Annotated in this window: 17 protein-coding genes and 1 pseudogene; 14 read left to right on the forward strand and 4 right to left on the reverse strand. The window is 73.7% G+C overall.

Translation table 11 applies throughout. The annotated features are described in order from the left end of the window. The 6 genes and pseudogenes from ACIQVT_RS26265 to ACIQVT_RS26290 all read left to right on the forward strand — a co-directional run. A pseudogene (locus ACIQVT_RS26265) lies at positions 1–222 on the forward strand (hypothetical protein); the annotation flags it as partial. Positions 223–685: 463 nt separating this feature from the next. Further along, positions 686–1,261 (forward strand): GNAT family N-acetyltransferase, encoded by a 576-nt coding sequence (locus tag ACIQVT_RS26270; protein WP_403758877.1) that lies wholly within the window; start codon positions 686–688, stop codon positions 1,259–1,261. 35 nt (positions 1,262–1,296) lie between these two features. After that, positions 1,297–1,902, forward strand: coding sequence for a hypothetical protein (locus ACIQVT_RS26275; RefSeq protein WP_403758880.1), 606 nt, complete (start codon positions 1,297–1,299; stop codon positions 1,900–1,902). Between the two features lie 115 nt (positions 1,903–2,017). After that, positions 2,018–2,275, forward strand: coding sequence for a hypothetical protein (locus ACIQVT_RS26280; RefSeq protein WP_403758883.1), 258 nt, complete (start codon positions 2,018–2,020; stop codon positions 2,273–2,275). Positions 2,276–2,436: 161 nt separating this feature from the next. Then, a complete protein-coding gene (locus tag ACIQVT_RS26285; RefSeq protein WP_403758886.1) occupies positions 2,437–5,481 on the forward strand; it encodes an AAA family ATPase in 3,045 nt (1,014 codons plus the stop codon). A 38-nt stretch (positions 5,482–5,519) separates the two neighbouring features. Then, positions 5,520–5,789: a DUF6191 domain-containing protein gene (locus ACIQVT_RS26290; RefSeq protein WP_403758889.1), complete on the forward strand. Its 270-nt coding sequence runs from the start codon at positions 5,520–5,522 to the stop codon at positions 5,787–5,789. A gap of 192 nt (positions 5,790–5,981) precedes the next feature. On the opposite strand, the gene ACIQVT_RS26295 is transcribed toward ACIQVT_RS26290, so the two are convergent. Further along, positions 5,982–7,175 carry a PQQ-dependent sugar dehydrogenase gene (locus ACIQVT_RS26295; protein WP_403758892.1) on the reverse strand — a complete coding sequence of 398 codons (1,194 nt, stop codon included), beginning with the start codon at positions 7,173–7,175 and terminating at the stop codon, positions 5,982–5,984. A gap of 65 nt (positions 7,176–7,240) precedes the next feature. After that, positions 7,241–8,239, reverse strand: coding sequence for an aldo/keto reductase (locus ACIQVT_RS26300; protein WP_403759463.1), 999 nt, complete (start codon positions 8,237–8,239; stop codon positions 7,241–7,243). 75 nt (positions 8,240–8,314) lie between these two features. Here ACIQVT_RS26300 and ACIQVT_RS26305 point away from each other — a divergent pair, with 75 nt between their 5' ends. The 6 genes from ACIQVT_RS26305 to serA all read left to right on the forward strand — a co-directional run bounded on the left by ACIQVT_RS26305 (position 8,315) and on the right by serA (position 18,378). Beyond that, positions 8,315–9,292 carry a 2-hydroxyacid dehydrogenase gene (locus ACIQVT_RS26305; RefSeq protein WP_403758895.1) on the forward strand — a complete coding sequence of 326 codons (978 nt, stop codon included), beginning with the start codon at positions 8,315–8,317 and terminating at the stop codon, positions 9,290–9,292. A gap of 384 nt (positions 9,293–9,676) precedes the next feature. Then, on the forward strand, positions 9,677–12,661 hold the full coding sequence (locus ACIQVT_RS26310) for a putative bifunctional diguanylate cyclase/phosphodiesterase (RefSeq protein ID WP_403758898.1): 2,985 nt from the start codon (positions 9,677–9,679) through the stop codon (positions 12,659–12,661). 367 nt (positions 12,662–13,028) lie between these two features. Continuing rightward, positions 13,029–14,879, forward strand: coding sequence for an acetolactate synthase large subunit (locus ACIQVT_RS26315; RefSeq protein ID WP_403758902.1), 1,851 nt, complete (start codon positions 13,029–13,031; stop codon positions 14,877–14,879). A 28-nt stretch (positions 14,880–14,907) separates the two neighbouring features. Further along, on the forward strand, positions 14,908–15,432 hold the full coding sequence (gene ilvN / locus ACIQVT_RS26320) for an acetolactate synthase small subunit (protein ID WP_403758907.1): 525 nt from the start codon (positions 14,908–14,910) through the stop codon (positions 15,430–15,432). 120 nt (positions 15,433–15,552) lie between these two features. Then, a complete protein-coding gene (gene ilvC / locus ACIQVT_RS26325) occupies positions 15,553–16,551 on the forward strand; it encodes a ketol-acid reductoisomerase (protein ID WP_403758910.1) in 999 nt (332 codons plus the stop codon). Between the two features lie 225 nt (positions 16,552–16,776). Continuing rightward, on the forward strand, positions 16,777–18,378 hold the full coding sequence (gene serA, locus ACIQVT_RS26330; RefSeq protein WP_403758913.1) for a phosphoglycerate dehydrogenase: 1,602 nt from the start codon (positions 16,777–16,779) through the stop codon (positions 18,376–18,378). A 66-nt stretch (positions 18,379–18,444) separates the two neighbouring features. Here serA and ACIQVT_RS26335 read toward each other — a convergent pair whose 3' ends face one another. Further along, positions 18,445–19,977: an MFS transporter gene (locus ACIQVT_RS26335; RefSeq protein ID WP_403758916.1), complete on the reverse strand. Its 1,533-nt coding sequence runs from the start codon at positions 19,975–19,977 to the stop codon at positions 18,445–18,447. A 96-nt stretch (positions 19,978–20,073) separates the two neighbouring features. On the opposite strand from ACIQVT_RS26335, the gene ACIQVT_RS26340 reads away from it, so the two are divergent. Next, entirely contained in the window at positions 20,074–20,658 is a 585-nt protein-coding gene (locus tag ACIQVT_RS26340; RefSeq protein WP_403758920.1) for a TetR/AcrR family transcriptional regulator, read from the forward strand. 31 nt (positions 20,659–20,689) lie between these two features. On the opposite strand, the gene ACIQVT_RS26345 is transcribed toward ACIQVT_RS26340, so the two are convergent. After that, complete coding sequence (locus ACIQVT_RS26345; RefSeq protein WP_403758923.1) at positions 20,690–22,000, reverse strand: PucR family transcriptional regulator; 1,311 nt, start codon at positions 21,998–22,000, stop codon at positions 20,690–20,692. Positions 22,001–22,163: 163 nt separating this feature from the next. Between ACIQVT_RS26345 and ACIQVT_RS26350 the strand changes: the two genes are divergently transcribed. Next, the gene (locus ACIQVT_RS26350; protein WP_403758926.1) at positions 22,164–23,090 is read left to right on the forward strand and encodes a proline dehydrogenase family protein; all 927 of its coding nucleotides are present in this window, start codon (positions 22,164–22,166) and stop codon (positions 23,088–23,090) included.

A 23,090-nucleotide genomic window follows, 5' to 3' on the forward strand; every position in this document is an offset into this window, starting at 1 on the left:
ACGTTCCCGGCGGAGGCCAGGGACGGCGGGTCGGGGTACGTCGAGGACGCGCGGGGGCCCGGTGGGCGGCCGTCGGCGCTGGTCTGCCGGCCCCGGCGGGGGCGGCCGCCGCGCTGCTGCGGAACACCCGCCTTCGCAGAGGCCGCGGGAGCCAGGCAGGGCGCGCTGTGGCTACTGATCGCCGGGGCGATGGTCATGGCCGTGGGCGACCAGTTCGACTGACGTCCCGGCGGAGGCCAGGGACGGCGGGTCGGGGTACGTCGAGGACGCGCGGGGGCCCGGTGGGCGGCCGTCGGCGCTGGTCTGCCGGCCCCGGCGGGAGCGGCCGCCGCGCTGCTGCGGAACACCCGCCCTCGCAGAGGCCGCGGGAGCCAGGCAGGGCGCTGTGGCTGCTGATCGCCGGGACGATGGTCATGGCCGTGGGCGACCAGTTCGACTGACGTCCCGGCGGAGGTGGCACCTGCCCTGGCCCCGGCCGTCGGGGGCCGCACCCGGGGGAGCTGCGGTTGCTGCTCGCCCGCACGGTCCGACCGACGGCCCGGCGCGGCCCGCGCACCCGCCGACGATCACTCCCACCCCGCGGGAGCGGCCCCGTGCCGGCCGCCCCGGGTACCGTGTCGCCGCGCCGCCCGTGAGAGGCTCTGAGCGGTCTCGACGGAGGAACTGCGGGAGGAGCGGCGCCGCGATGTACGCGACATCCCTGGGTGACGACGGAGCCGAGCTGCGGCCCCTGGAGGTCTGGCACGCCGGGGAACTCCTCGCCCACATCGACCGGGGACGGGAGTTCATCGGCCGGCACGTCGGCCTGCCGGACGTGGTGTCCGACCTGGACGGCGCCCGGTCCTGGCTGACGTCCTACGCGGACAAGCGCGCCGCCGACGCCGGGAGCGTGCACGGCATCTGGCTGGACGGCCGGCTCGTGGGCGGGCTGCTGTTCCGCGTCTGGGACACCCCGAGCGGAGTGTGCGAGGCCGGCTGCTGGCTGGAGCCCTCGGCGGCCGGGCGCGGCCTGGTCACGCGGGGCATGCGGTTGCTGCTCGACTGGGCCTTCGAGGAGCGCGGCATGCACCGGGTGGAGTGGCACGTGTCCTGCGCCAACGAGCCGAGCATCGGCGTGGCCCGGCGGCTCGGCATGAGCCGTGAGGGCGTCCTCCGCGAGAACTACCCGCACCGTGGCGTGCGCACCAGCACCGAGATCTGGGCAGTGCTGGCACCCGAGTGGCGGGCGGCCCGCGAGCGCACCCCGCACAGCGGACGTTAAGAGACCTCTCAGACGGCGTCCGTACGGTGCCGGGCATGGCAACGAAGACAACGGAAGGCGCCGAGCCCGGCACCGGGGCGCGCGCGGACGACGAGACGACGGCGGCGGCCGGAACCGCCGGAGCGGCGGGGACCCCCACGGACCAGGAGGCCGGGGAGCGGGGTGCCGAGGTGCCGGACCCGGACACGGCGCCCTCCGAGGAGGACGGCGACGAGGCGCGGGAGGTGGAGGCCGCCGACCGGACGGCCTCCGGGGTCGGCCTGGGCGCCGGCGCCGTCGTCTCCGCCGCGCTCGGCCTGGTCTCGCTCAGCGGCGGCTGGATCGGCACCGTCGCCGCCGCCCGCGAGCAGCTCGTCGGCCAGCTGCGGACCTCCTCCACGGCGACCGTGTCCCGCCAGATCAAGGAGGTCTACGGCGACGCCTGGCACACCACCGCCCTGTGGGCGGGCCTGTTCGCGCTGACCGCGCTGGTCACCGGCGTCGTGGTGCTGGCCCGGCCCGCGTTCGGCGCCCCCGGCCGCCCGCAGGCGGCCTGGATCAGGTCGGTCGCCTGGGCGGGCGTCTCGCTCGGCGTCATCGGTCTGCTCCTGGCCGTCCTGAAGTACTCCGACGCGCTGCTCGGCCTGCCCTCCGCCGGCTGAACCACCGCGTGGGACCAGGGGCCTTAGGTCGCCCGTGCGCACCGCACGGGCGGCCTAAGGCCCCTTACGCGCGTGTACGGCCCGCCCGGCCGGCCGAAGATGCGGAACTTCCCCGATGCCGCGCGGACCCCTGGGGGACGAGGGTGGAGGTCGTCGCGGAGACGCGGCGCACGACACCGTCAACACCGAGAGGCCCACCATGTACGAGCTGGAACTGCACCGCATCCGCTCCGCCGAACTGCGCCGTGAGGCGCAGCGGGACCGCCTGGCCCGCGAGGCCGTCCGCACCCGCCGCGCCGCCCGCCACGACACCCCGGCCGCCGAGTCCCATACCGAGCGGCCCCGCCGGAACTGGCTGCCGCGCACCGCGTGACCGCGGAGGCGGTGGGCGGCCGCACGGGGGTCGGCCGCCCACGGCCCCCGCGTCCCGGTGGCACGGCTCTTGCGGCCGTCGGTACGCCACCGACACCCCCCGGTACGACCATCGCACCGGGGTTGTGGAAAACCGGTGCCAGGCCGCACCGGCCCCGTGCGATGCTCGGGCCCGTGGAGACCTGGTTCGTCAGTCCCGTGTTCGTCGGCCGCACCGACGAGCTGGACACGCTGAAAGACGCGCTCGCCCGTGCCGCCGCGGCCGAGCCGCAGGCGCTGCTGCTCGGCGGCGAGGCGGGCGTGGGCAAGACGCGCCTGGTCGAGGAGTTCGCCACGGCCGCAGCCCGCCGCGAGGTCGTCGTCGCCGTCGGCGGCTGCGTGGAGGTCGGCGCCGACGGACTGCCGTTCGCCCCCTTCTCCACGGCGCTGCGCGCCCTGCGCGACGCCCTGCCCGAGGAGTTCGCCGCCGCCGCGGCGGGCCAGGAGGAGGAGCTGGCCCGCCTGCTCCCCGACCTCGGCGAGGCCGGTGCCGGCCGCCACGACGAGCAGGGCATGGCCCGCCTGTTCGAGCTGACCGCCCGGCTGCTGGAGCGGGTCGCCGCCGCGCACACCGTCGTCCTCGTCCTGGAGGACCTGCACTGGGCCGACGCCTCCACCCGCCACCTCCTCGCCTACCTCTTCCGCACCCTGCGCGCCGGCCGCCTCCTCGTCCTCGCCACCTACCGCTCCGACGACATCCACCGCCGCCACCCGCTGCGCCCCCTGCTCGCCGAGCTGGACCGGCTGCGCACCGTCCGCCGTATCGAACTGGCCCGCTTCACCCGCGAGGAGGCCTGCCGTCAGATCGCCGGCATCCTCGCCGCCGAACCCGACCCCGACCAGGTCGACGAGATCTACGAACGCTCCGACGGCAACGCCTTCTTCATCGAGGAACTCGCCGTCGCCGGCCGCCGGGGCGACTGCGCCGGCCTCACCGACTCCCTGCGCGACCTGCTGCTGGTCCGGGTCGAGACCCTGCCCGAGAGCGCCCAGCGGGTCACTCGCGTCGTCGCCGAGGGCGGTTCCACGGTGGAGTACCGGCTGATCGCCGCCGTGGTCCAGCTCCCCGAGGACGACCTCATCGAGGCGCTGCGGGCCGCCGTCGGCGCCAACATCCTCACCGTCACCCGGGCCGGCGACGGCTACCGCTTCCGGCACTCCCTGGTCCGCGAGGCCGTCGCCGACGACCTGCTGCCCGGCGAACGCTCCCGGCTCAACCGCCGCTACGCCGAGGCCCTGGAGGCCGACCCCGGACTCGTCCCCGCCGACGCCCGGGTGATGCGCCTGGCCAGCTACTGGTACCACGCCCGTGACGCCGCGAAGGCCCTGCCCGCCGTCCTGGCCGCCTCCGTCGTGGCCCGCCGCCGGCACGCCTACACCGAGCAGCTGGGCCTGCTGGAGCGGGCGATGGAGCTGTGGGACGGCGCCCCCCGGGAGGTGCGCCGCGCCCTGCGCCCCGTCGACTGCACCGAGGCCTACCCCCCGTGCGGCTGCGACCCGGCCACCACCCCGCTGCGCTACCTCGACCTGATGGCCGAGGCCGCCGTCGCCGGCCGCTTCGGCGGCGAGCGGGAACGCGCCCTGAAGATCACCAAGCGGGCGCTGCGCCTCCTGGACGACGAGCCGGACCCGCTGCGCGCCGCCTGGTTCTGGGTGCAGCGCTCCCGGCTGGTGCAGGCCCAGGCGCGCGGCGACGGCCGGCACGAACTGGCCACCGCCCAGGACCTGGTGCGCGGCCTGCCGCCCTCAGAGGTGCACGCCGAGGTGCTGGCGGTCGCCGCCAACTGGTCCATGCAGCACCGGCCCGGCCCCGCGGCCTTCGCCGCCGCCGAACGGGCCGTGGAGTACGCGCGGATGGTGGGCGCCCGGGAGACCGAACTGCACGCCCGCCTCACCCTGGGCGGCCTGATCGTGGACTCCGGCGACCCCGAGACGGGCCTGGCTCAGATGCGCCAGGTCCTGCGGGAGACCCGGGCGGAGGGCATGCACCCGGTCGCGGGCCGCGCGTACGTCAACCTGCCGTCCGCGTTGCAGGGCATCGGCCGGGACCGGGAGGCCGTCCCCCTGCTGCACGAGGGTGCCGACTTCTGCCGCCGGTACGGCCTGCTGGACTCCGAGGCCTGGGTGTGGGGCAACCTGTCCGACGCGCTGTACTCGCTGGGCCGGTGGCCGGAGGCGGCCGACGCCGCCGCGCACGCGACCCGGGTCGGCCACAGCGCCAAGCCCCGCGGCGCGGGCGCCCTGCGCCTGGCCCACCTCGCCCTGGCCCGCGGAGACCTCGCCGAGGCCGCCCGGCAGCACACCGCGGCCCGCACCCGGTACGGCACCCATGACCCGATACCCCAGCAGTCCCTGCCGCTGGCCCGGATCACCGTGGGTCTCGCGGCCGCAGAAGGCCGGATCGCCGACGCCCGCGCCGCGCTGCTCCTCGCGCTGGACGCCGGCCTGCCGCCCGGTACCCACCGCTACGGCTGGCCGCTGCTGCTGGCCGCCGCCACCGCCGAGGCCGACGCCCGCACCCTGCCCGCCGCCCAGCCCGGCCGCGCCGAGTTCCTCGACCGCCTCGCCGCGGCCGCGGGCACCCTCGCCACCTGCGTTCCCCTCTGGGAGGCCTACAGCCGGTGGACCGGCGCCGAACTGCTGCGGGCCGGGGGCCGGGACACCGCGGACATCTGGTCGCCGGTGGTCACCGCGTTCGAGTGCCTCGACCGGCCCTACGACCTCGGCCGGGTCCGTCTGCGCCTCGCCGGGGCGCTGCTGGCCGAGGGCGGCGACGACGAGCGGGACCGCGCGGTGGAACTGCTCCGGCTGGCCGCCGCGGTCGCCGCCCACCTGGAGGCCCGCCCGCTGGCCGACGCCGTCGCCCGGCTCGCCCAGCGGGCCCGCCTCGGCCTGACCTGCGCGCCCCGGCGGGCTGCCGCCCCGGCCGACCCGGTCGCCGCGCTCGGCCTCACCAACCGGGAGCGGGACGTCCTGGGCCTGGTCGCGGCCGGCCGCACCAACCGCCAGATCGCGCAGGAACTGTTCATCTCCCCGAAGACCGCGAGCGTCCACGTCTCCCACATCCTCGGCAAGCTCGGTGTCTCGGGCCGGGGCGAGGCGGCGGCGGTGGCGCACCGGCTGGGGCTGTTCACCGACGAGCCCCTCGCCGCGGAGGCCCGGGGCTGACACCCGCGCCGGGCGAGGACCGGCAGTGAGGGGACACCGTGTTCGACGCCTTCGACGACCTGTTCGCGCCCGGCCGCAGGCACACCCGGGACGAGCAGAACCGGCTCGCGCTGACCCGCGAGGACGTCGGTGACGCCGACCCCGTCCGGGGCCCCATCGATCTCGCATCGGGAAAGGTCCGCATACGCCTACCGCACCCGCCACCCACTGAGCCGGACCAGGCCGCACCGGACCAGGCAGGACCGGGACCCACGGCCGGACCGGACCAGGGCGCAGCGCAACCCACGGCCGGACCAGAACCCGCCTGACCAGAGCCCCCGAACCGGAACCTCGCCGACGGCCGGCTCCGGCCAGACCCGAACCGGCCGAACCGAGAACGGCCGGACCGGACCCACGCCCCCCTGCCCCGCACCCGCGCACCGGAACCCACCGAACCAGAACCGGCCAACCCGGCGCCCGCCGCCCCGCTTCCCCCGCCCCCTCTTCCCCCGCCCCGAGGGCTACCTCACTCGGACTTCCAGTACTCGGTCGTCGCCCTTCTTCGGGGTTCCGCGGCCGTCCGTGTTGCTGGTGACCAGCCAGACGCGGTCGCCGCCCGCCGGTGCGACCGTGCGGAGGCGGCCGTAGGCGCCGGTGAGGAAGGCCTGCGGGGCGGCCGACGCCGCCGTGCCGCGCAGCGGGATGCGCCACAGCCGCTCACCCTTCAGGGCCGCCATCCAGATCACCCCGTTGACGGCGGCGATGCCGCTGGGGGAGGCGTCGTCGGTGTGCCACTGGGCGACCGGGTCGATGAACCCGGCCTTGGCGGACCGGCCCTCGGCGACCGGCCAGCCGTAGTCGCCGCCGGGCCGGATCGCGTTCAGCTCGTCCCAGGTGTCCTGGCCGAACTCGGAGGCAAACAGGCGCTGTTCGCGGTCCCAGGCCAGACCCTGGACATTGCGATGGCCATAGGAGTACACGACGGAGTGGGGGAACGGGTTGCCGGGCGCCGGTTCGCCGTCCGGGGTCATGCGCAGGATCTTCCCGCCGAGGGACTTGCGGTCCTGGGCCAGCCCCCGCCGCCCGCTCTCACCCGTACCCGCGTACAGCATGCCGTCCGGGCCGAAGGCGATCCGGCCGCCGTTGTGGATGAAGCCCTTGGGGATGCCCTTGAACACCGTGTCCGGGGCGTCGAGTTGTTCACCGGCCGGTCGCCGCTCGTCGTAACGCATGCGGACGACGCGGTTGTCGGAGGCGGAGGTGAAGTAGGCGTAGACCATGTGGTCCGAGGCGTAGTCGGGGGAGAGGGCGATGCCCAGCAGGCCGCCCTCCCCGGCGGGCGCGACCCCGGAGACCGTGCCCAGTTCGGTCTTCCGGCCCGTCCTGCCGTCGATGCGGACGATCGTGCCCGTGTCGCGGGAGGAGACGAGCAGGTCGCCGCCGGGCAGCGGGGCCAGTCCCCACGGGGCCCTGAGCCCTTCGGCCACCGTGCGCAGCACCTTCACCGAGCCCTTGGCGGGGGGCGCGGGGGAGGTGGCCCGCGGCGAGGCGGCACCGGTCGCCGCGCCGGTGGCCGTACGCCCGGCACCCGGGAGGGGTCCGCCTCCCCCCGTGGAGCAGCCGGCGGCCAGCATGAGTGAGGCCACGGCCACCGCGGCCGTCGCAGCTCGGCGTCGCACGATCTGGGTCCCTTCGACACGGTGGTCCGGCGGCATGTCCGCCCCTTCCTGCCGCCCGCGCCTCCCGGGTTCCCGCTCCCCGGTGGCCCATGGCGGCGACCTCAGTCCCACGACTCCTGCGCCGGCGGCAGCCGGGCGACCTCCGCCAGGTCCTCGGCGGTCAGCCGCAGCCCGGCCGCCGCCGCGTTCTGCGCCGCCCACCGCTCCCGTTTGGTGCCCGGCAGGGCGATCACGTGGCGGCCCTGCGCCAGCACCCAGGCCAGGGCGACCTGGGCCGGGGTGACGTCCTCACCGTACCGGCGGGCGATCCGGCGCAGGCCGGCGACGATCGGCTGGTTGGCGGCCATCATCTCGGCCGTGAAGCGGGGGTGGCGCGCGCGGATGTCGTCCGGTTCGAAGCCCTGTCCCGGTGTGAGGGTGCCGGTCAGGAAGCCGTTGCCGAGCGGCATGGCCGCCAGGAGCCCCACGCCGCGCGCCTCGCACCACGGCAGCAGTGCCCCCAGCGCCTGCGGCGACCACACCGACAGCTCCGCCTGCACCGCGCTGACCGGGAACACCTGCTGGACCCGGCGCAGCTGGCGCAGCGTGGCGTCGTACGGCCCGGTGCCGGAGCGGCGTCCGCCGCGCACGCCCACCGCGCACAGGCCCAGCGCCCGCACCTTCCCGGCGCGGACCAGGTCCGCCATCGCGCCCCAGGTCTCCTCGACGGGCACCTCGGGGTCGGCGCGGTGCAGCTGGTACAGGTCGATCACGTCCGTCTGGAGCCGGCGCAGCGAGGCGTCGCAGGCCCGTCTGACGTAGCCGGGTCGGCCGTTGGCCACGATGTGCTGTTCGCCCACCAGCAGACCGGCCTTGGTGGACACGAAGGCGTCCCCGCGCCGTTCCTTCAGCGCCCGGCCCAGCAGCAGCTCGTTGGTGAACGGGCCGTACATGTCGGCGGTGTCCAGGAGGTCGCAGCCCAGGTCGAGCGCCCGGTGCACGGTTCTGAGCGACTCGTCACCCCGTCGCCGGGAGCCGCTGTACGCCCAGCTCATCGGCATGCACCCGAGTCCGACGGCCCCCACCGCGAGCGTTCCCGCGCCGATCGTCCTGCGCTCCACCTGCTCGTGACCCTCCCTCTGCCCGGCCACCAACCTAACCTCTGCGCGCACGGGCGCCTGACATAGCCTCCTGGCATGACTTCAGACGTGTGGCTGCCCCTTCCGCCCGAGGAGATCGAGGGGCTTCCCGAGGGGCCCCGGTACCTGTTCTGGGACGGGGGCGAGGACGGTGAGCAGCCGTTTCCCGGCGACCCCGCCCGGTGCGCGGTGTACGTGGTGCCGTACATGAAGCCGTGGCCCACCAGGGTGGGCCCGCTGGCGCGGCTGACCAACGTCCGGGTCATCCAGACGCTGACGGCCGGGGTCGACGACATCATGGCGCGGCTGCCGGACATCCCACCGGGCGTCCAGCTGTGCAACGCGCGCGGTGTGCACGAGACGAGCACGGCCGAACTGGCCCTCACCCTGACCCTGGCCGCGCTGCGCGGCGTCCCCGGTTTCGTCCGCGCCCAGCAGCGGGAGCACTGGGAGAGCGCCTTCCACCCCTCGCTCGCCGACCGGAACGTCCTCATCGTCGGCTACGGCTCCATCGGCGAAGCCGTCGAGGACCGGCTCGTGCCCTTCGAGGTCGCGCGGGTGGCGCGCGTCGCGCGCTCCCAGCGCACCACGGCGCGCGGTCCCGTGCACCCGATCACCGATCTGCCCGCGCTGCTCCCGGACGCGGACGTGGTGATCCTCTGCACGCCGCTGACGGAGGAGACCCGGGGGCTCGTGGACGCCGGTTTCCTCGCCCGGATGAAGGACGGGGCGCTGCTGGTGAACGTCGCGCGCGGTCCCGTCGTCGACACCGAGGCGCTGCTCGCCGAGGTGGGGACGGGCCGGATCGGTGCCGCGCTGGACGTGACCGACCCCGAGCCGCTGCCGCCGGGCCACCCGCTGTGGCGGGCGCCGGGGGTGCTGATCAGCCCGCACGTGGGCGGCCCGTCCTCGGCCTTCCTGCCGCGCGCCGGACGGCTGCTGGCCGACCAGTTGACCCGGTTCGTGAACCACCGGCCGCTGCGCAACGTGATCCTGACGACGGGAGCGGCCGGCCCCGGATCAAACGGGCGGTAATCCCCGCTTCCGGCACCCTCCGCAACCTTTCGGACGCGGGCCGTACCGGCATATCCGCTGGTCGTCACGGAGCGTAGAGGAACTATGTCCCTGAGTGACGATCCTGGTGTATCGTCCCGACAGGGGCTGCGCCGCTGACCGTTCGGCGCCGGGGATGGACATTTCAGATTTGTGAGGGGGGCGACGGGCGATGCACGGCCTATGGACGAACGATCCGACGCGGCGGGGCCGCCGACGGCGAACCTGGCGCGCGACCACGCGCAGGCGCGGCCACCACACCCACCACACGTACCAGCAGCGCAGGCCCAGCGGCCGGCGCAGGCACGCCCGTCCGGCGCACCGGGACCGTCGGGACCCGGGAGCGGCGCGCAGCGGGAGTCCCCGGTGAGCGCCCCGCCCTCGGTGGCGAGCACCCTTCACGAAGCCGTGCGCGCACCGCACCCGTACCAGGCGCCACCGCCCCGGCGGCCGGCCCCCGGGGAGAACGCCCGCCTGGTGGAGCAGCTCGTCCTCGCCCTGGTCTGCGCGGCGTACGCCGTCGGCGCCGCGGCCGGCTGGGGCACCAAGGCCGTCGCCGACGTCATGGGCGACTTCGGGCTCAGCGCGGCGGCCGGTACCGCCGCGGTCTCCTGCTTCCTCTACGCCCGCGGCACCCGCGTGCGCTTCCGGTCCGCCTGGCTGCTGTTCGCCCTGTCCGCCACGATGACGGCGCTGGGCAACGCCGTCTGGGGGTGGTACGAGGTCGTCCTGGACGTGGACGTGCCCAGCCCCAGCTACGCCGACCTGTTCTTCCTGTGCTTCGCGCCGCCCGCCATCGTGGGTCTGCTGGTCCTCGCCAAGCGGCCGGTCAACCGGGCGGGCTGGATCTGCCTGGGCCTGGACGCCTGGCTGATCGGCGGTTCCCTGCTCACCCTCTCGTGGAGCCTTGCGCTCGCCCAGACGGCCAGGTTCGACGGGTCCAGCGTGGCGCACGCCGCGCTGTCGCTGGCGTACCCGCTGCTGGACATCGCGCTCGTGAGCATGGTCCTCGCGCTGCACTTCCGCCGCGCCCCGGGCAACCGTACGGCGGTGAACACCGCGATCGGCGCGCTGGCGCTGACCGTCATGTGCGACGCGCTGTTCACCTCGCCGCTGCTGCACAGCAGTTACCGCTCCGGGCAGCTGCTGGACGCCGGCTGGTTCGCCGGTTCCCTGGTGCTCGCCTACGCGCCCTGGGCCACCCCCCGGACGCCGGGCGCCCCGGGGACCCGCGCGCCGGACGGGCACACCCGCGTGGTCCACGAGCACGTGCCCGGACAGCGCTCCGCCGCCCACGAACACCTGCCCGGGCAGCGGACCGCGGCCCACCAGCCGACGACCCCGCACCTGCCGGGCGGCGAGCACTGCCGGTACCCGGCCGGCCGGCCGCTCACCGGTTCCCTGGCCGCGCTCACGCCGTACCTGGCCGCGGCCGTCTGCACGCTGGGCATCCTGTACAACGTGCTCAACGGCCGCAGGCCCGACCACGTGGTGCTGATCACCGCGGGCTGCGTGGTGCTGGCCCTGGTCATCCGGCAGGGCATCATGCTGCTGGACAACATCACCCTCACCCAGGAACTCGCGCAGAAGGAGAACCACTTCCGCTCCCTGGTGCAGGGCTCCAGCGACGTCATCATGATCGCCGCGCCCAACGGCATCCTGCGGTACGTCTCGCCGGCCGCCGCCGGGGTGTACGGCCGGCCCGCCGAGGACCTGGTCGGCAGCGAGCTGGCGGGCCTGATCCACCCGGAGGACCTGGGCTGTGTGGTGCACGAGGTGCGCCGCTTCCTCGCCGCCAGCCCGGTCGACGAACCCACCACGCGCATCGAGTGCCGGTTCCGGTCGGGCACCGGCGGCTGGCTCAACGTCGAGTCCACCGTCAACCGGCACCACGGCGGGCTGATCTTCAACAGCCGGGACGTGACCGAGCGGGTGCGCCTCCAGGCCCAGCTCCAGCACAACGCCGAGCACGACCCGCTGACCGACCTGCCCAACCGGGCGCTGTTCACCAAGCGGGTCCAGCAGGCGCTGTCCGGCCGACGCGCCACCGACCGGGGCGCCGCCCTGCGCGGTACGGCGGTGCTCTTCATCGACCTGGACGGCTTCAAGGCCGTCAACGACACCATCGGCCACCAGGCCGGGGACGAACTGCTCGTGCAGGCCGCCCGCCGGCTCCAGGACGCCGTCCGCCAGGGGGACACCGCCTCCCGGCTCGGCGGCGACGAGTTCGCGGCCCTGATCGTCGGGGACGGCACCCGCGACCGGGTGGCCCGGGAGCGGAACATCCTGGAGCTGGCCGACCGCCTCCGGATGACCCTCTCCCAGCCGTACGTCATCGGCGGCAACGATGTCCGCGTCAACGCCTCCATCGGTGTCGCCTTCGCCGAACCGGGCCTCGGCGCGGGTGAACTGCTGCGCAACGCCGACCTGGCGATGTACCGCGCGAAGTCCGCCGGGAAGGGCCGGGTCGAGCTGTACAGACCGCAGATGCAGCAGGACGTCGTCCGCAAGGCGGAGCTGGCCACCCGGCTGCGCGCCGCGCTGCACGACGGTGAGTTCGCACTGCTGCACCAGCCGGTGGTGTGCCTCCAGAACGGCCGGATCACCTCGGTCTCCGCGCAGGCGCGCTGGCGCTCCTCGCAAGGGGTGCTGTTCACCCCGGCGGAGTTCCTGCGGGTGGCCGAGGACGGCGACAAGGTGGCCGAGCTGGACCGCTGGGTGCTGCACGAGGCCGTGGAGCAGGCCGCCGAACGGGCCGGCACCGGGGCCGCGGTCCCGGTGGCCGTCCGGATGAGCGCCCGCCGGCTGCTCGACCGCTCCACGCCGCTCGGCTCGGTGGAGGCCCTGCTCACCCGGCACGGGCTGCCGCCCGGCGCGCTGGTCCTGGAGCTGTCCGACACCGACCCCCGGGTCCCGCTGGACGAGCTGGAGCGCCGGCTGACCGCGCTCAGCCGGCTCGGGGTGCGCATCGCGCTGGACGGCCTCGGCAGCGGCTACGCGGCCATCACGGCGCTGCGCAGACTGCCCGTGGACATCCTCAAGCTCGACCGCGGTCTGGTCGAGGGCGTGGTCGAGTCCGCGCGGCTGCACAAGATCACCAGCGGTCTGCTGCGGATCGCCGGGGACCTCGGGCTCCAGTCGGTCGCCGAGGGCGTGGACCTGCCGGAGCAGGTGGTGGCCTTGCGCGCGATGGGCTGCACTCACGGCCAGGGCATGGCGTTCGCCGGCCCGCTGGACGAGTACCGGTTGCGCCGGGCGCTCTCCTCGGGCCACTACCCGGTGCCGCACGCGCCGGCCGAGCCGGTGTTCGCCGGCGGTGTGCGGGAGCCCACCGCCGTGCCCCGGGGATGAGCGCGGCCCCCGCGGGCGGACGGGACGCGGGACGGGGTACGAGGGTGTGCCCGGGAGGTGCGGTCGCCGTGCGCGGCGGCCGCACCTCCGTTCACATGCTGAGACTCACGTCCCACGTACTTGACACGTGGTGCGTGCCGGGGGGAGGGTCAGTGCCATGCGCACCCGAATTCTCGTACTTGGACAGCGCGTCGGCTGAGCTGGGACCCACCGGAGGACGATCCGGAATCCCCAGCGACCACACCCGGCGCGCTCCCCTCGCTTGCCTTGCGGCACGAGGGGTTTTTTGTTGCACGAGCACCGTTCGTGCGACGCCCGAAATCCGCCCGAACCCGCACAAACCCTCAGCATCGAGAAGAGAATGCCGATGACCGAGCAGGCCACCGGGGCCCATCATCCGCAGCCGCGGCCCCGTTCCGGAGGACAGCACTCCACCCCCGTCGAGCACGTCACGGGTGCGCAGTCCCTCATCCGCTCCCTCGAGGAGGTCGGCGCGGACACGGTCTTCGGCATTCCCGGCGGCGCGATCCTCCCCGCCTACGACCCGCTGATGGACTCCACCCGGGTGCGTCACGTCCTGGTCCGGCACGAGCAGGGCGCCGGCCACGCGGCCACCGGTTACGCGCAGGCCACGGGCAAGGTCGGCGTGTGCATGGCCACCTCGGGACCGGGCGCGACCAACCTGGTCACCCCCATCGCCGACGCGCACATGGACTCGGTGCCGCTCGTGGCGATCACCGGCCAGGTCGCCTCCAAGGCGATCGGCACCGACGCCTTCCAGGAGGCGGACATCGTCGGCATCACCATGCCGATCACCAAGCACAACTTCCTCGTCACCAAGGCCGAGGACATCCCGCGGGTCATCGCGCAGGCGTTCCACATCGCCTCCACCGGCCGCCCGGGCCCGGTCCTGGTCGACATCGCCAAGGACGCCCTCCAGGCGAAGACGGTCTTCAGCTGGCCGCCCACCATGGACCTGCCCGGCTACCGTCCGGTGACCAAGCCGCACGCCAAGCAGATCCGCGAGGCGGCCAAGCTGATCACCGCCGCCAGGCGCCCCGTGCTGTACGTCGGCGGCGGTGTCCTCAAGGCCGGGGCCACGGCCGAGCTGAAGGTCCTCGCCGAGCTGACCGGCGCGCCGGTCACCACGACCCTGATGGCGCTCGGCGCGTTCCCCGACAGCCATCCGCTGCACGTGGGCATGCCCGGCATGCACGGCAGCGTCACCGCGGTCACCGCGCTCCAGAAGGCCGACCTGATCGTGGCCCTCGGCGCCCGCTTCGACGACCGCGTCACCGGCAGGCTGGACAGCTTCGCGCCGTACGCCAAGATCGTCCACGCCGACATCGACCCGGCGGAGATCGGCAAGAACCGCGAGGCCGACGTGCCGATCGTCGGGGACGCCCGCGAGGTCATCGCCGACCTGGTCCAGGCGGTGCAGAAGGAGCACAGCGACGGCCACCGGGGGGACTACACCGCCTGGTGGAGCGACCTGAACCGCTGGCGCGACACCTACCCGCTCGGCTACGACCTGCCCGAGGACGGCTCGCTCTCCCCGCAGCAGGTGATCGAGCGGATCGGGCGACTGGCGCCGGAGGGCACGGTCTTCGCGGCGGGCGTCGGCCAGCACCAGATGTGGGCCGCCCACTTCGTCCAGTACGAGCGGCCCGCCACCTGGCTGAACTCCGGCGGCGCCGGAACGATGGGCTACGCCGTCCCGGCGGCCATGGGCGCCAAGGCCGGCGTGCCGGACCGGACGGTCTGGGCGATCGACGGCGACGGCTGCTTCCAGATGACCAACCAGGAACTGACCACCTGCGCCCTGAACAACATCCCGATCAAGGTCGCCGTCATCAACAACGGCGCCCTGGGGATGGTCCGCCAGTGGCAGACCCTGTTCTACAACCAGCGCTACTCCAACACCGTGCTGCACAGCGGGCCCGACGACGTCAACCCGCAGGCCCGGGGCACGCGGGTGCCGGACTTCGTGAAGCTGTCCGAGGCGATGGGCTGCGTGGGCCTGCGCTGCGAGAGCCCCGAGGACCTGGACCGGGTCATCGCGGAGGCGAACGCCATCAACGACCGCCCGGTCGTCGTCGACTTCATCGTCCACGAGGACGCGATGGTCTGGCCGATGGTCGCCGCCGGCACCTCCAACGACGAGATCATGGCCGCCCGGGACGTCCGCCCCGACTTCGGCGACAACGAAGACGACTGACGACGACTGGCAAGGAAGAGCACACACCATGTCCAAGCACACGCTCTCCGTCCTGGTGGAGAACACGCCGGGCATCCTCGCCCGCATCGCCGCCCTGTTCTCCCGCCGCGGCTTCAACATCGACTCCCTCGCGGTCGGGGTCACCGAGCACCCCGACATCTCCCGCATCACCATCGTGGTGGGCGTCGAGGAACTGCCGCTGGAGCAGGTCACCAAGCAGCTCAACAAGCTCGTCAACGTGCTGAAGATCGTCGAACTGGAGCCGGGACAGGCCGTCCAGCGCGAACTCGTCCTGGTGAAGGTCCGCGCCGACAACGAGACCCGCTCCCAGGTCGTGGAGATCGTCCAGCTGTTCCGCGCCAAGACCGTGGACGTCTCCCCGGAGGCCGTGACCATCGAGGCCACCGGAAGCGGCGAGAAGCTGTCCGCCATGCTCAAGATGCTGGAGCCGTACGGCATCAAGGAGCTGGTCCAGTCCGGCACGATCGCGATCGGCCGCGGCGCCCGTTCGATCACGGACCGCTCGCTGCGCTCCCTCGACCGGACCGCGTAGGCCGGGAGACGGGCGGCCGGCGTCTCCCGCCGCCGCCCGTATGCCGAGACCCCGAAACCTCCGTCCCGCCCACCGTCATACGGTGGTAAGCATCACCCGCACACAAGGAGAGAACCCAAAGTGGCCGAGCTGTTCTACGACGCCGACGCCGACCTGTCCATCATCCAGGGCCGCAAGGTCGCGGTCATCGGTTACGGCAGCCAGGGTCACGCCCACGCGCTGTCCCTGCGTGACTCCGGTGTCGACGTGCGTGTCGGCCTGCACGAGGGCTCCAAGTCCAAGGCCAAGGCCGAGGAGCAGGGCCTGCGCGTGGTGACCCCCGCCGAGGCCGCCGCCGAGGCCGACGTCATCATGATCCTGGTCCCGGACCCGCTCCAGGCCCAGGTGTACGACGAGTCCATCGCCCCGAACCTGAAGGACGGCGACGCGCTGTTCTTCGGCCACGGCCTGAACATCCGCTACGGCTTCATCAAGCCCCCGGCGGGCGTGGACGTCTGCATGGTCGCCCCGAAGGGCCCGGGCCACCTGGTCCGCCGCCAGTACGAGGAGGGCCGCGGCGTGCCGTGCATCGCCGCCGTCGAGCAGGACGCCTCCGGCAACGCCTTCGCGCTCGCCCTGTCGTACGCCAAGGGCATCGGCGGCACCCGCGCCGGCGTCATCAAGACGACGTTCACCGAGGAGACCGAGACCGACCTCTTCGGCGAGCAGGCCGTCCTCTGCGGTGGCACCGCGGCCCTGGTCAAGGCGGGCTTCGAGACCCTGACCGAGGCCGGCTACCAGCCGGAGATCGCCTACTTCGAGTGCCTGCACGAGCTGAAGCTGATCGTGGACCTCATGTACGAGGGCGGCCTGGAGAAGATGCGCTGGTCCATCTCCGAGACCGCCGAGTGGGGCGACTACGTCACCGGCCCGCGCATCATCACCGACGCCACCAAGGCCGAGATGAAGAAGGTCCTCGCCGAGATCCAGGACGGCACCTTCGCCCGGGCGTGGATGGACGAGTACCACGGCGGCCTGAAGAAGTACAACGAGTACAAGCAGCAGGACTCCGAGCACCTGCTGGAGACCACGGGCAAGAAGCTGCGCAAGCTGATGAGCTGGGTGAACGAGGAGGCGTGAGCCTCGCGACGGGGGCCGGGGCGAAGCGCTCCGGCCTCTGTTGTCCACCCTGTCCAGCCACGGACGGGTGATCCTTCCGCTCAGGCGCAATGCGATCTCCGCCACGCCACTACACTTCTGGACAACACGCGTCAGGCCCACAGCGTCGTGCGTCTTCCGCGGCTAGCCTCTCCACCGCCTGCGGCCGTCGGGACGGCCGTCCGCATCGCACTTGTGAGGACTCACGTGAGCTCGTACCCCAGTCAAAAAGCCACGGTACTCATCGCTGAAGAGCTGTCGCCCGCCACTGTCGACGCACTCGGCCCGGACTTCGAGATCCGGCACTGCAACGGGGCGGACCGCTCCGAGCTGCTTCCGGCCATCGCCGACGTGGACGCGATCCTCATCCGCTCGGCCACCAAGGTCGACGCCGAGGCCATCGCCGCCGCGAAGAAGCTGAAGGTCGTCGCGCGGGCCGGCGTCGGCCTGGACAACGTCGACGTCTCCGCCGCCACCAAGGCCGGCGTGATGGTCGTCAACGCCCCCACCTCCAACATCGTGACCGCCGCCGAGCTGGCCTGCGGTCTCATCCTCGCCACCGCCCGCCACATCCCGCAGGCCAACACCGCCCTGAAGAACGGCGAGTGGAAGCGCAGCAAGTACACGGGCGTGGAGCTGGCCGAGAAGACGCTGGGCGTCGTGGGCCTGGGCCGCATCGGCGCCCTCGTCGCGCAGCGCATGTCGGCCTTCGGCATGAAGGTCGTCGCCTACGACCCCTACGTGCAGCCCGCGCGGGCCGCGCAGATGGGCGTCAGGGTGCTGACGCTGGACGAGCTGCTGGAGGTCTCCGACTTCATCACCGTCCACCTGCCCAAGACGCCCGAGACCCTCGGTCTGATCGGCGACGAGGCGCTGCGCAAGGTCAAGCCGAGCGTGCGCGTCGTCAACGCCGCGCGCGGCGGCATCGTCGACGAGGCGGCGCTGTACGCGGCGCTGAAGGAGGGCCGGGTCGCCGGCGCCGGCCTCGACGTGTACGCGAAGGAGCCCTGCACCGACTCCCCGCTGTTCGAGCTGGACCAGGTCGTGTGCACCCCGCACCTCGGCGCCTCCACCGACGAGGCCCAGGAGAAGGCCGGTATCGCGGTCGCCCGTTCGGTGCGGCTCGCGCTCGCCGGTGAGCTGGTGCCGGACGCGGTGAACGTCCAGGGCGGGGTCATCGCCGAGGACGTCAAGCCGGGGCTGCCGCTCGCCGAGCGGCTGGGCCGCATCTTCACCGCGCTGGCCGGCGAGGTCGCCGTCCGTCTCGACGTGGAGGTCTACGGCGAGATCACACAGCACGACGTGAAGGTGCTGGAACTGTCGGCGCTGAAGGGCGTCTTCGAGGACGTGGTCGACGAGACGGTGTCGTACGTCAACGCGCCGCTGTTCGCGCAGGAGCGCGGGGTCGAGGTCCGCCTGACCACCAGCTCCGAGTCGGCCGAACACCGCAACGTGGTGACCGTGCGCGGCACGCTGGGCACCGGCGAGGAGGTGTCGGTCTCCGGCACGCTCGCCGGCCCCAAGCACGTGCAGAAGATCGTCGCGGTCGGCGAGTACGACGTCGACCTGGCCCTCGCCGACCACATGGTCGTCCTGCGCTACGAGGACCGTCCCGGTGTCGTCGGCACCGTCGGCCGGGTCCTCGGCGAGGCCGGTATCAACATCGCCGGCATGCAGGTCGCGCGGGCGGCGGTGGGCGGCGAGGCACTGGCGGTGCTCACCGTGGACGACACGGTGGCCCCCGGCGTGCTGGCCGAGCTGGCCGCGGAGACCGGCGCGGCCGAGGTCCGGTCCGTGAACCTGGTCTGAGCACACGGAAGGAACGCCGGGCGGGCCGACTTCGGGTCGGACCGCCCGGCGTTCCGCGTTTCTCCGCTACCGGGCGTCCCTCCCGGTCGTCCGCAGGGTCACGGCGGCGCCGACCGCCGCCAGTGCCAGCAGTACCGCGCCGGCGACCGCCACGCCGTGCATCCCGCTGGTGAACGCCTCCCGGGCCGTGGCGAGCAGGGACGCGCCGGACCGGGCGGGCAGCCGGGCGGCCGTGGTGAGGGCCCCGCCCAGCGTCTCGCGGGCCCCGGCCGGGGCCGCGTCGGGCATCGTGTGGCGGTAGACGGCCGTGCCGATGGAGCCCAGGACCGCCATGCCGAGGGCCCCGCCGAACTCGGTGGCGGTCTCCAGCAGGGCCGAGGCCGTGCCCGCCTGCCGGGCCGGGACCCCGCCCATGGCCAGGTCGGTCAGCTGGGACATCACCGTGACGGCGCCGCAGGCGAGGACGCCGGCCGCGGCCAGGACCAGCCACAGGGAGTCGGTGCCGGCGAGGCCGAGCAGGGCGTATCCGGCCGCGCTGACCGCGAAGCCGCCGGCGACGACGTACCCGCGGTGGGCACCGCGCTGGACGAGGGCGACGGTGAGCGGTCCGGCGGCCCCGATGAGCACCGAGGGGAGCAGGCTCCACAGCGCCGCCGCGAGCGGGCTCTTGCCGAGGACCGACTGGAGGTACTGCGTGGTGAAGATGGCCGAGCCCATCATCCCGAACGCGGACACCAGGGTGAGGACCAGCGCCGGGGTGAAGCCGCGGCCCCGGAGGAGGGCCGGCGGGACCAGCGGGGAGGAGCCGGCGCGCTGGCGGTGGACGAACAGCGCCCCGAACAGCAGGCCGACGGCGATCGAGACGACGTACCGCGCGTGCCAGCCCTCGGACGGGATCTCCTTGAGGCCGTAGACCACGGGGAGCACGGCGGCCATCGACAGCGGCACGCTCAGCAGGTCGAAGCGGCCGGCCCGGGGGTCGCGGGACTCCGGCAGCAGGACCGGGCCGAGGATCAGCAGCAGCGCCATCGCGGGCAGGTTGACCAGGAAGACCGAGCCCCACCGGAAGTGCTCGACCAGGACACCGCTCATCACCGAGCCGAGGGCGACCCCGCCGGTCATCACGCCGGACCACAGGCCGATCGCCTTGGCGCGCTGGGCCGGGTCGGTGAACATCGTGCGCAGCAGGGCCATGGTGGACGGCATGAGGGTCGCGCCGCCGACACCGAGGAGCGCGCGGGCCGCGATGAGGGTTCCGGCGGTGTCCGCGGAGGCCGCCAGCAGCGAGGCGCCGCCGAAGGCCGCGGCCCCCGCCAGGAGCAGCCGGCGGCTGCCGAAGCGGTCGCCGAGGGAACCCATCGTCATCAGCAGGCCGGCCAGGACGAAGCCGTAGATGTCGAAGATCCACAGTTGCTGGGTGCCGGTGGGGTGCAGGTCGGCGCTGATCGCGGGGGCCGCGAAGTAGAGGACCGACACGTCCATCGAGACCAGCAGCAGCGGCAGCATCAGGACGCCGAGCGCGGTCCACTCGCGGCGCCCGGCGCGGACGGTGGCGCGTTCGGCGCCGGCCTGGACGGTGGTGCTCGTCGAGTTCGTCATGCCGAGGAATGTACGGCCGTATTAAACGTCTGTCTAGAACAATTGTATAAGTCATGCGTCTAGGACGACTGTATGGATCGTGGGTAGGGTGGAGGCATGGGACACCGTGAGGATCTGCTGGAAGGCGCCAGGCGCTGCCTGCTGGAGAAGGGCTTCGCGCGGACGACCGCGCGCGACATCGTCAGGGAGTCGGGGACGAACCTGGCCTCGATCGGCTACCACTACGGGTCGAAGGACGCGTTGCTGACCCGGGCGTACGTCTCCCTGCTCGAAGGGGTGGGGGAGGGCTTCGGACCGGAGGTCGGGAAGGAGGCGGCGCACACCCCGGGATCGCTGGAGCACTTCCAGGAGATGTGGGCGACCATCCTGCGCACCGTCCCGGAGTCACGGGCGATCTGGCTGCTCAGCTTCGAGCTGATGTTCCAGGACGAGCGGGTCGCCGAGGTGCGCAAACTGCTGGGCGAGGCGCAGGAGGAGGGCCGGGAGGGGCTGGTGGCGCTCTTCAGCGGCCTCCCGGAGGCGGAGGTCGACCGGGAGACCGCGGACAGCGAGGGCCGCCTCTACCAGACGCTGCTCAACGGCCTCATGGTCCAGTGGCTCTTCGACCCCGCCTCGGCGACCACCCCGGAACAGCTGACCGAGGGACTGCGGCGCGTCGTGGAGCGGGCCGCGCGGCACTGACCGGCACGCCCGGCGGCACCCTGCCCGGTGCTCACAGCCGCGCCCGCTTCAGCGTCATGTGCAGCAGCAGCCGGTCCTCGCCGTCGTCCAGGTCCAGCCCGGTCAGCTGCTCGACCCGGGACAGGCGGTAGTACAGCGTCTGGCGGTGGACGCCCAGCTCGGCGGCGGTGCGGCCGGCCTGTCCGGCGCAGTCCAGGTAGACCTCGGCGGTGCGGGCCAGCTCCCGGTGGGCGGGGGCGAGCAGCGGGCCGGCCACGGGATCGTGCGCGGCCTCGGGGGGCAGCGCGGTCAGCAGCCGGTACGGGCCGATGCGCCCCCACTCCGCGACCGGCGCGAACCGGGGCTCGGCCAGCGCGGCGCGCGCGGCGGCCCGCGCCTCCTGCCAGACCGCGGCCAGCTCGGCGAGACCGGTGCGGGGCTCGCCGATCCCGGCGGCGGACCCGGCCGCCGCCACGGTCCCGGCGGCGGCCGGTGACCCGGCGCTCCGCGCGGCGACGGCGGCGGCCGTCCGCGCGCCCGCGCCCCGGGCCCTGGCCCCTCCCGCCCCGGCCGCCTCGGCGTCCTTGAGCAGCCGGGCCGCCGTGGTCAGCGCGGGCGTCGGCACGTCCGTCGTCCGCAGCCGCACCAGGACCGCGAGGCTCAGCCCGGTCGGCCCCCAGGGCAGTGTGCACAGCGCGGCGACGTGCGGGACCGTGCGCGGGGCGGGGGCGTCGTCCGGGTCGGCCGAGGGCCAGGGCGCCACGCAGACCAGGGTGTGCGGGCCGTCCGCGCGCGGGCCCAGGGCGGTGCGCAGGTCGGCCACCGCCATGTCCCGCTGCCAGCCGTGCTCCGCCGTGAGCACCGCGCGCAGCTCCCGGCTGAGTCCCGCCCCGGCCTCCGCCTCGTCGGCGAGCAGTGCCCCGATCCGGTCCGCCACCCGGAGGGCCGCGGCCAGCTGGCCGTCCGTGGGCCCCGGGTCGCCGTCCAGCAGCCACACGTAGCCGAGGACGACGTTGCGGTGGCGTACGGGCAGGCAGATCCGGCCGCGGTACACGCCGGCCCCGGGGCTCGGCGGGATGCGCACCGGTGCGGTCGCGCGGGTGATGCCGAAGCCCTCGAACCAGGTCCGGACGGCCGCCGTGGAGCGCCGGGTGAGGATCGAGCGGGTGCGGACCGGGTCCAGCGCGGACGGGTCCAGCTCGTCGTCGCTGTCGTACGTGCCGAACGCGATCAGCTCGAAGTCGCGGTTCTCCAGGGTCGCCGGGACGCCCAGCAGCTCGGAGATCTCGTCCACCAGCTCCTGGTAGTCGCCCGTGCCTCGGAAGGAGGGAGCGTCGGCCGTCACCCGGGCATTGTCCCCCATTCCCGGGCCGCCCTCATACATCTGTCTGAGAACCCGGGCACGGATGCGTGACAGCTGTCGATGGCCCAGGATCTAAGAGATCCTTAGGTTTCACGGTGGTTCTCCGTGCCGTTGCCGAATCGTCGGCCGCGGCCGCTTCGGTGCTTGTCTGTGGAGGTGCCCCGTGCTGGGTCCCGTGATTCTCGCCGCGTCGCGCAGCGACCGGATGCGTCGTCTGATCTCGGCGGCGCCGGTGACCAAGCAGGTCGTCGACCGCTTCATCCCCGGTGAGACCGTGGCCGACATCGTGCCCATCATCGAGGACCTCACGGCCCGGGGCCTGGAGCTGACGATGGACGTCGTCGGCGAGGACATCACCACCCCGGAGCAGGCCGCCGCCGCCCGGGACGCCTACCTGGCGCTGATCGACCACCTCCAGCGGCTGGAGCTGGGCGAGAAGGTGGAGATGTCGGTCAAGCTCTCCATGTTCGGTCAGGCGCTGGAGGGCGGCCACGAGCTCGCCCTGGCCAACGTCCGGCCGGTCGTCGAGGCCGCCGCCGCCATCGGGACGACCGTGACGCTCGACGCCGAGGACCACACCACCCTCGACTCGATGTTCGCCATCCACGAGGAGCTGCGGAAGGACTTCCCGCAGACCGGCTGCGTCATCCAGGCCTACCTCTTCCGCACCGAGGCCGACGCCCGCCGCCTCGCGGAGTCCGGCAGCCGCGTGCGCTTGGTGAAGGGCGCCTACAAGGAGCCCGCCGAGGTCGCCTACCAGCAGAAGCACGAGATCGACAAGGCCTACGTGCGCATCCTCAGGACGCTGATGGAGGGCGAGGGCTACCCGATGATCGGGTCCCACGACCCGCGCCTCATCGCCATCGCCCAGGAGCTGGCCCACAAGGCCGGCCGCAAGCTCGACGAGTACGAGTTCCAGATGCTGTACGGCATCCGCGGCGACGAGCACCTGCGGCTCGCCGCCGAGGGCCACCGCATGCGCGTCTACACCGCCTACGGCACCGACTGGTACGGCTACTTCATGCGCCGCCTCGCCGAGAAGCCCGCCAACCTGCGCTTCTTCCTGCGCTCGATGGTCAGCAAGGGCTGA

The sequence above is a fragment of the Streptomyces sp. NPDC100445 genome, assembly GCF_044759735.1.
GTDB lineage: Bacteria > Actinomycetota > Actinomycetes > Streptomycetales > Streptomycetaceae > Streptomyces.

Excerpts from the sequence above, each read along its gene's own strand:
- ACIQVT_RS26305 (WP_403758895.1), top strand. The coding sequence starts at position 8,315 with ATGACTTCAGACGTGTGGCTGCCCCTTCCGCCCGAGGAGATCGAGGGG.
- ACIQVT_RS26285 (WP_403758886.1), top strand. The coding sequence starts at position 2,437 with ATGCTCGGGCCCGTGGAGACCTGGTTCGTCAGTCCCGTGTTCGTCGGC.
- ACIQVT_RS26270 (WP_403758877.1), top strand. The coding sequence starts at position 686 with ATGTACGCGACATCCCTGGGTGACGACGGAGCCGAGCTGCGGCCCCTG.
- ACIQVT_RS26340 (WP_403758920.1), top strand. The coding sequence starts at position 20,074 with ATGGGACACCGTGAGGATCTGCTGGAAGGCGCCAGGCGCTGCCTGCTG.
- ACIQVT_RS26335 (WP_403758916.1), bottom strand. The coding sequence starts at position 19,977 with ATGACGAACTCGACGAGCACCACCGTCCAGGCCGGCGCCGAACGCGCC.
- ACIQVT_RS26275 (WP_403758880.1), top strand. The coding sequence starts at position 1,297 with ATGGCAACGAAGACAACGGAAGGCGCCGAGCCCGGCACCGGGGCGCGC.
- ACIQVT_RS26345 (WP_403758923.1), bottom strand. The coding sequence starts at position 22,000 with ATGGGGGACAATGCCCGGGTGACGGCCGACGCTCCCTCCTTCCGAGGC.
- ACIQVT_RS26295 (WP_403758892.1), bottom strand. The coding sequence starts at position 7,175 with ATGCCGCCGGACCACCGTGTCGAAGGGACCCAGATCGTGCGACGCCGA.
- ACIQVT_RS26315 (WP_403758902.1), top strand. The coding sequence starts at position 13,029 with ATGACCGAGCAGGCCACCGGGGCCCATCATCCGCAGCCGCGGCCCCGT.
- ACIQVT_RS26280 (WP_403758883.1), top strand. The coding sequence starts at position 2,018 with ATGCCGCGCGGACCCCTGGGGGACGAGGGTGGAGGTCGTCGCGGAGAC.
- ilvN (WP_403758907.1), top strand. The coding sequence starts at position 14,908 with ATGTCCAAGCACACGCTCTCCGTCCTGGTGGAGAACACGCCGGGCATC.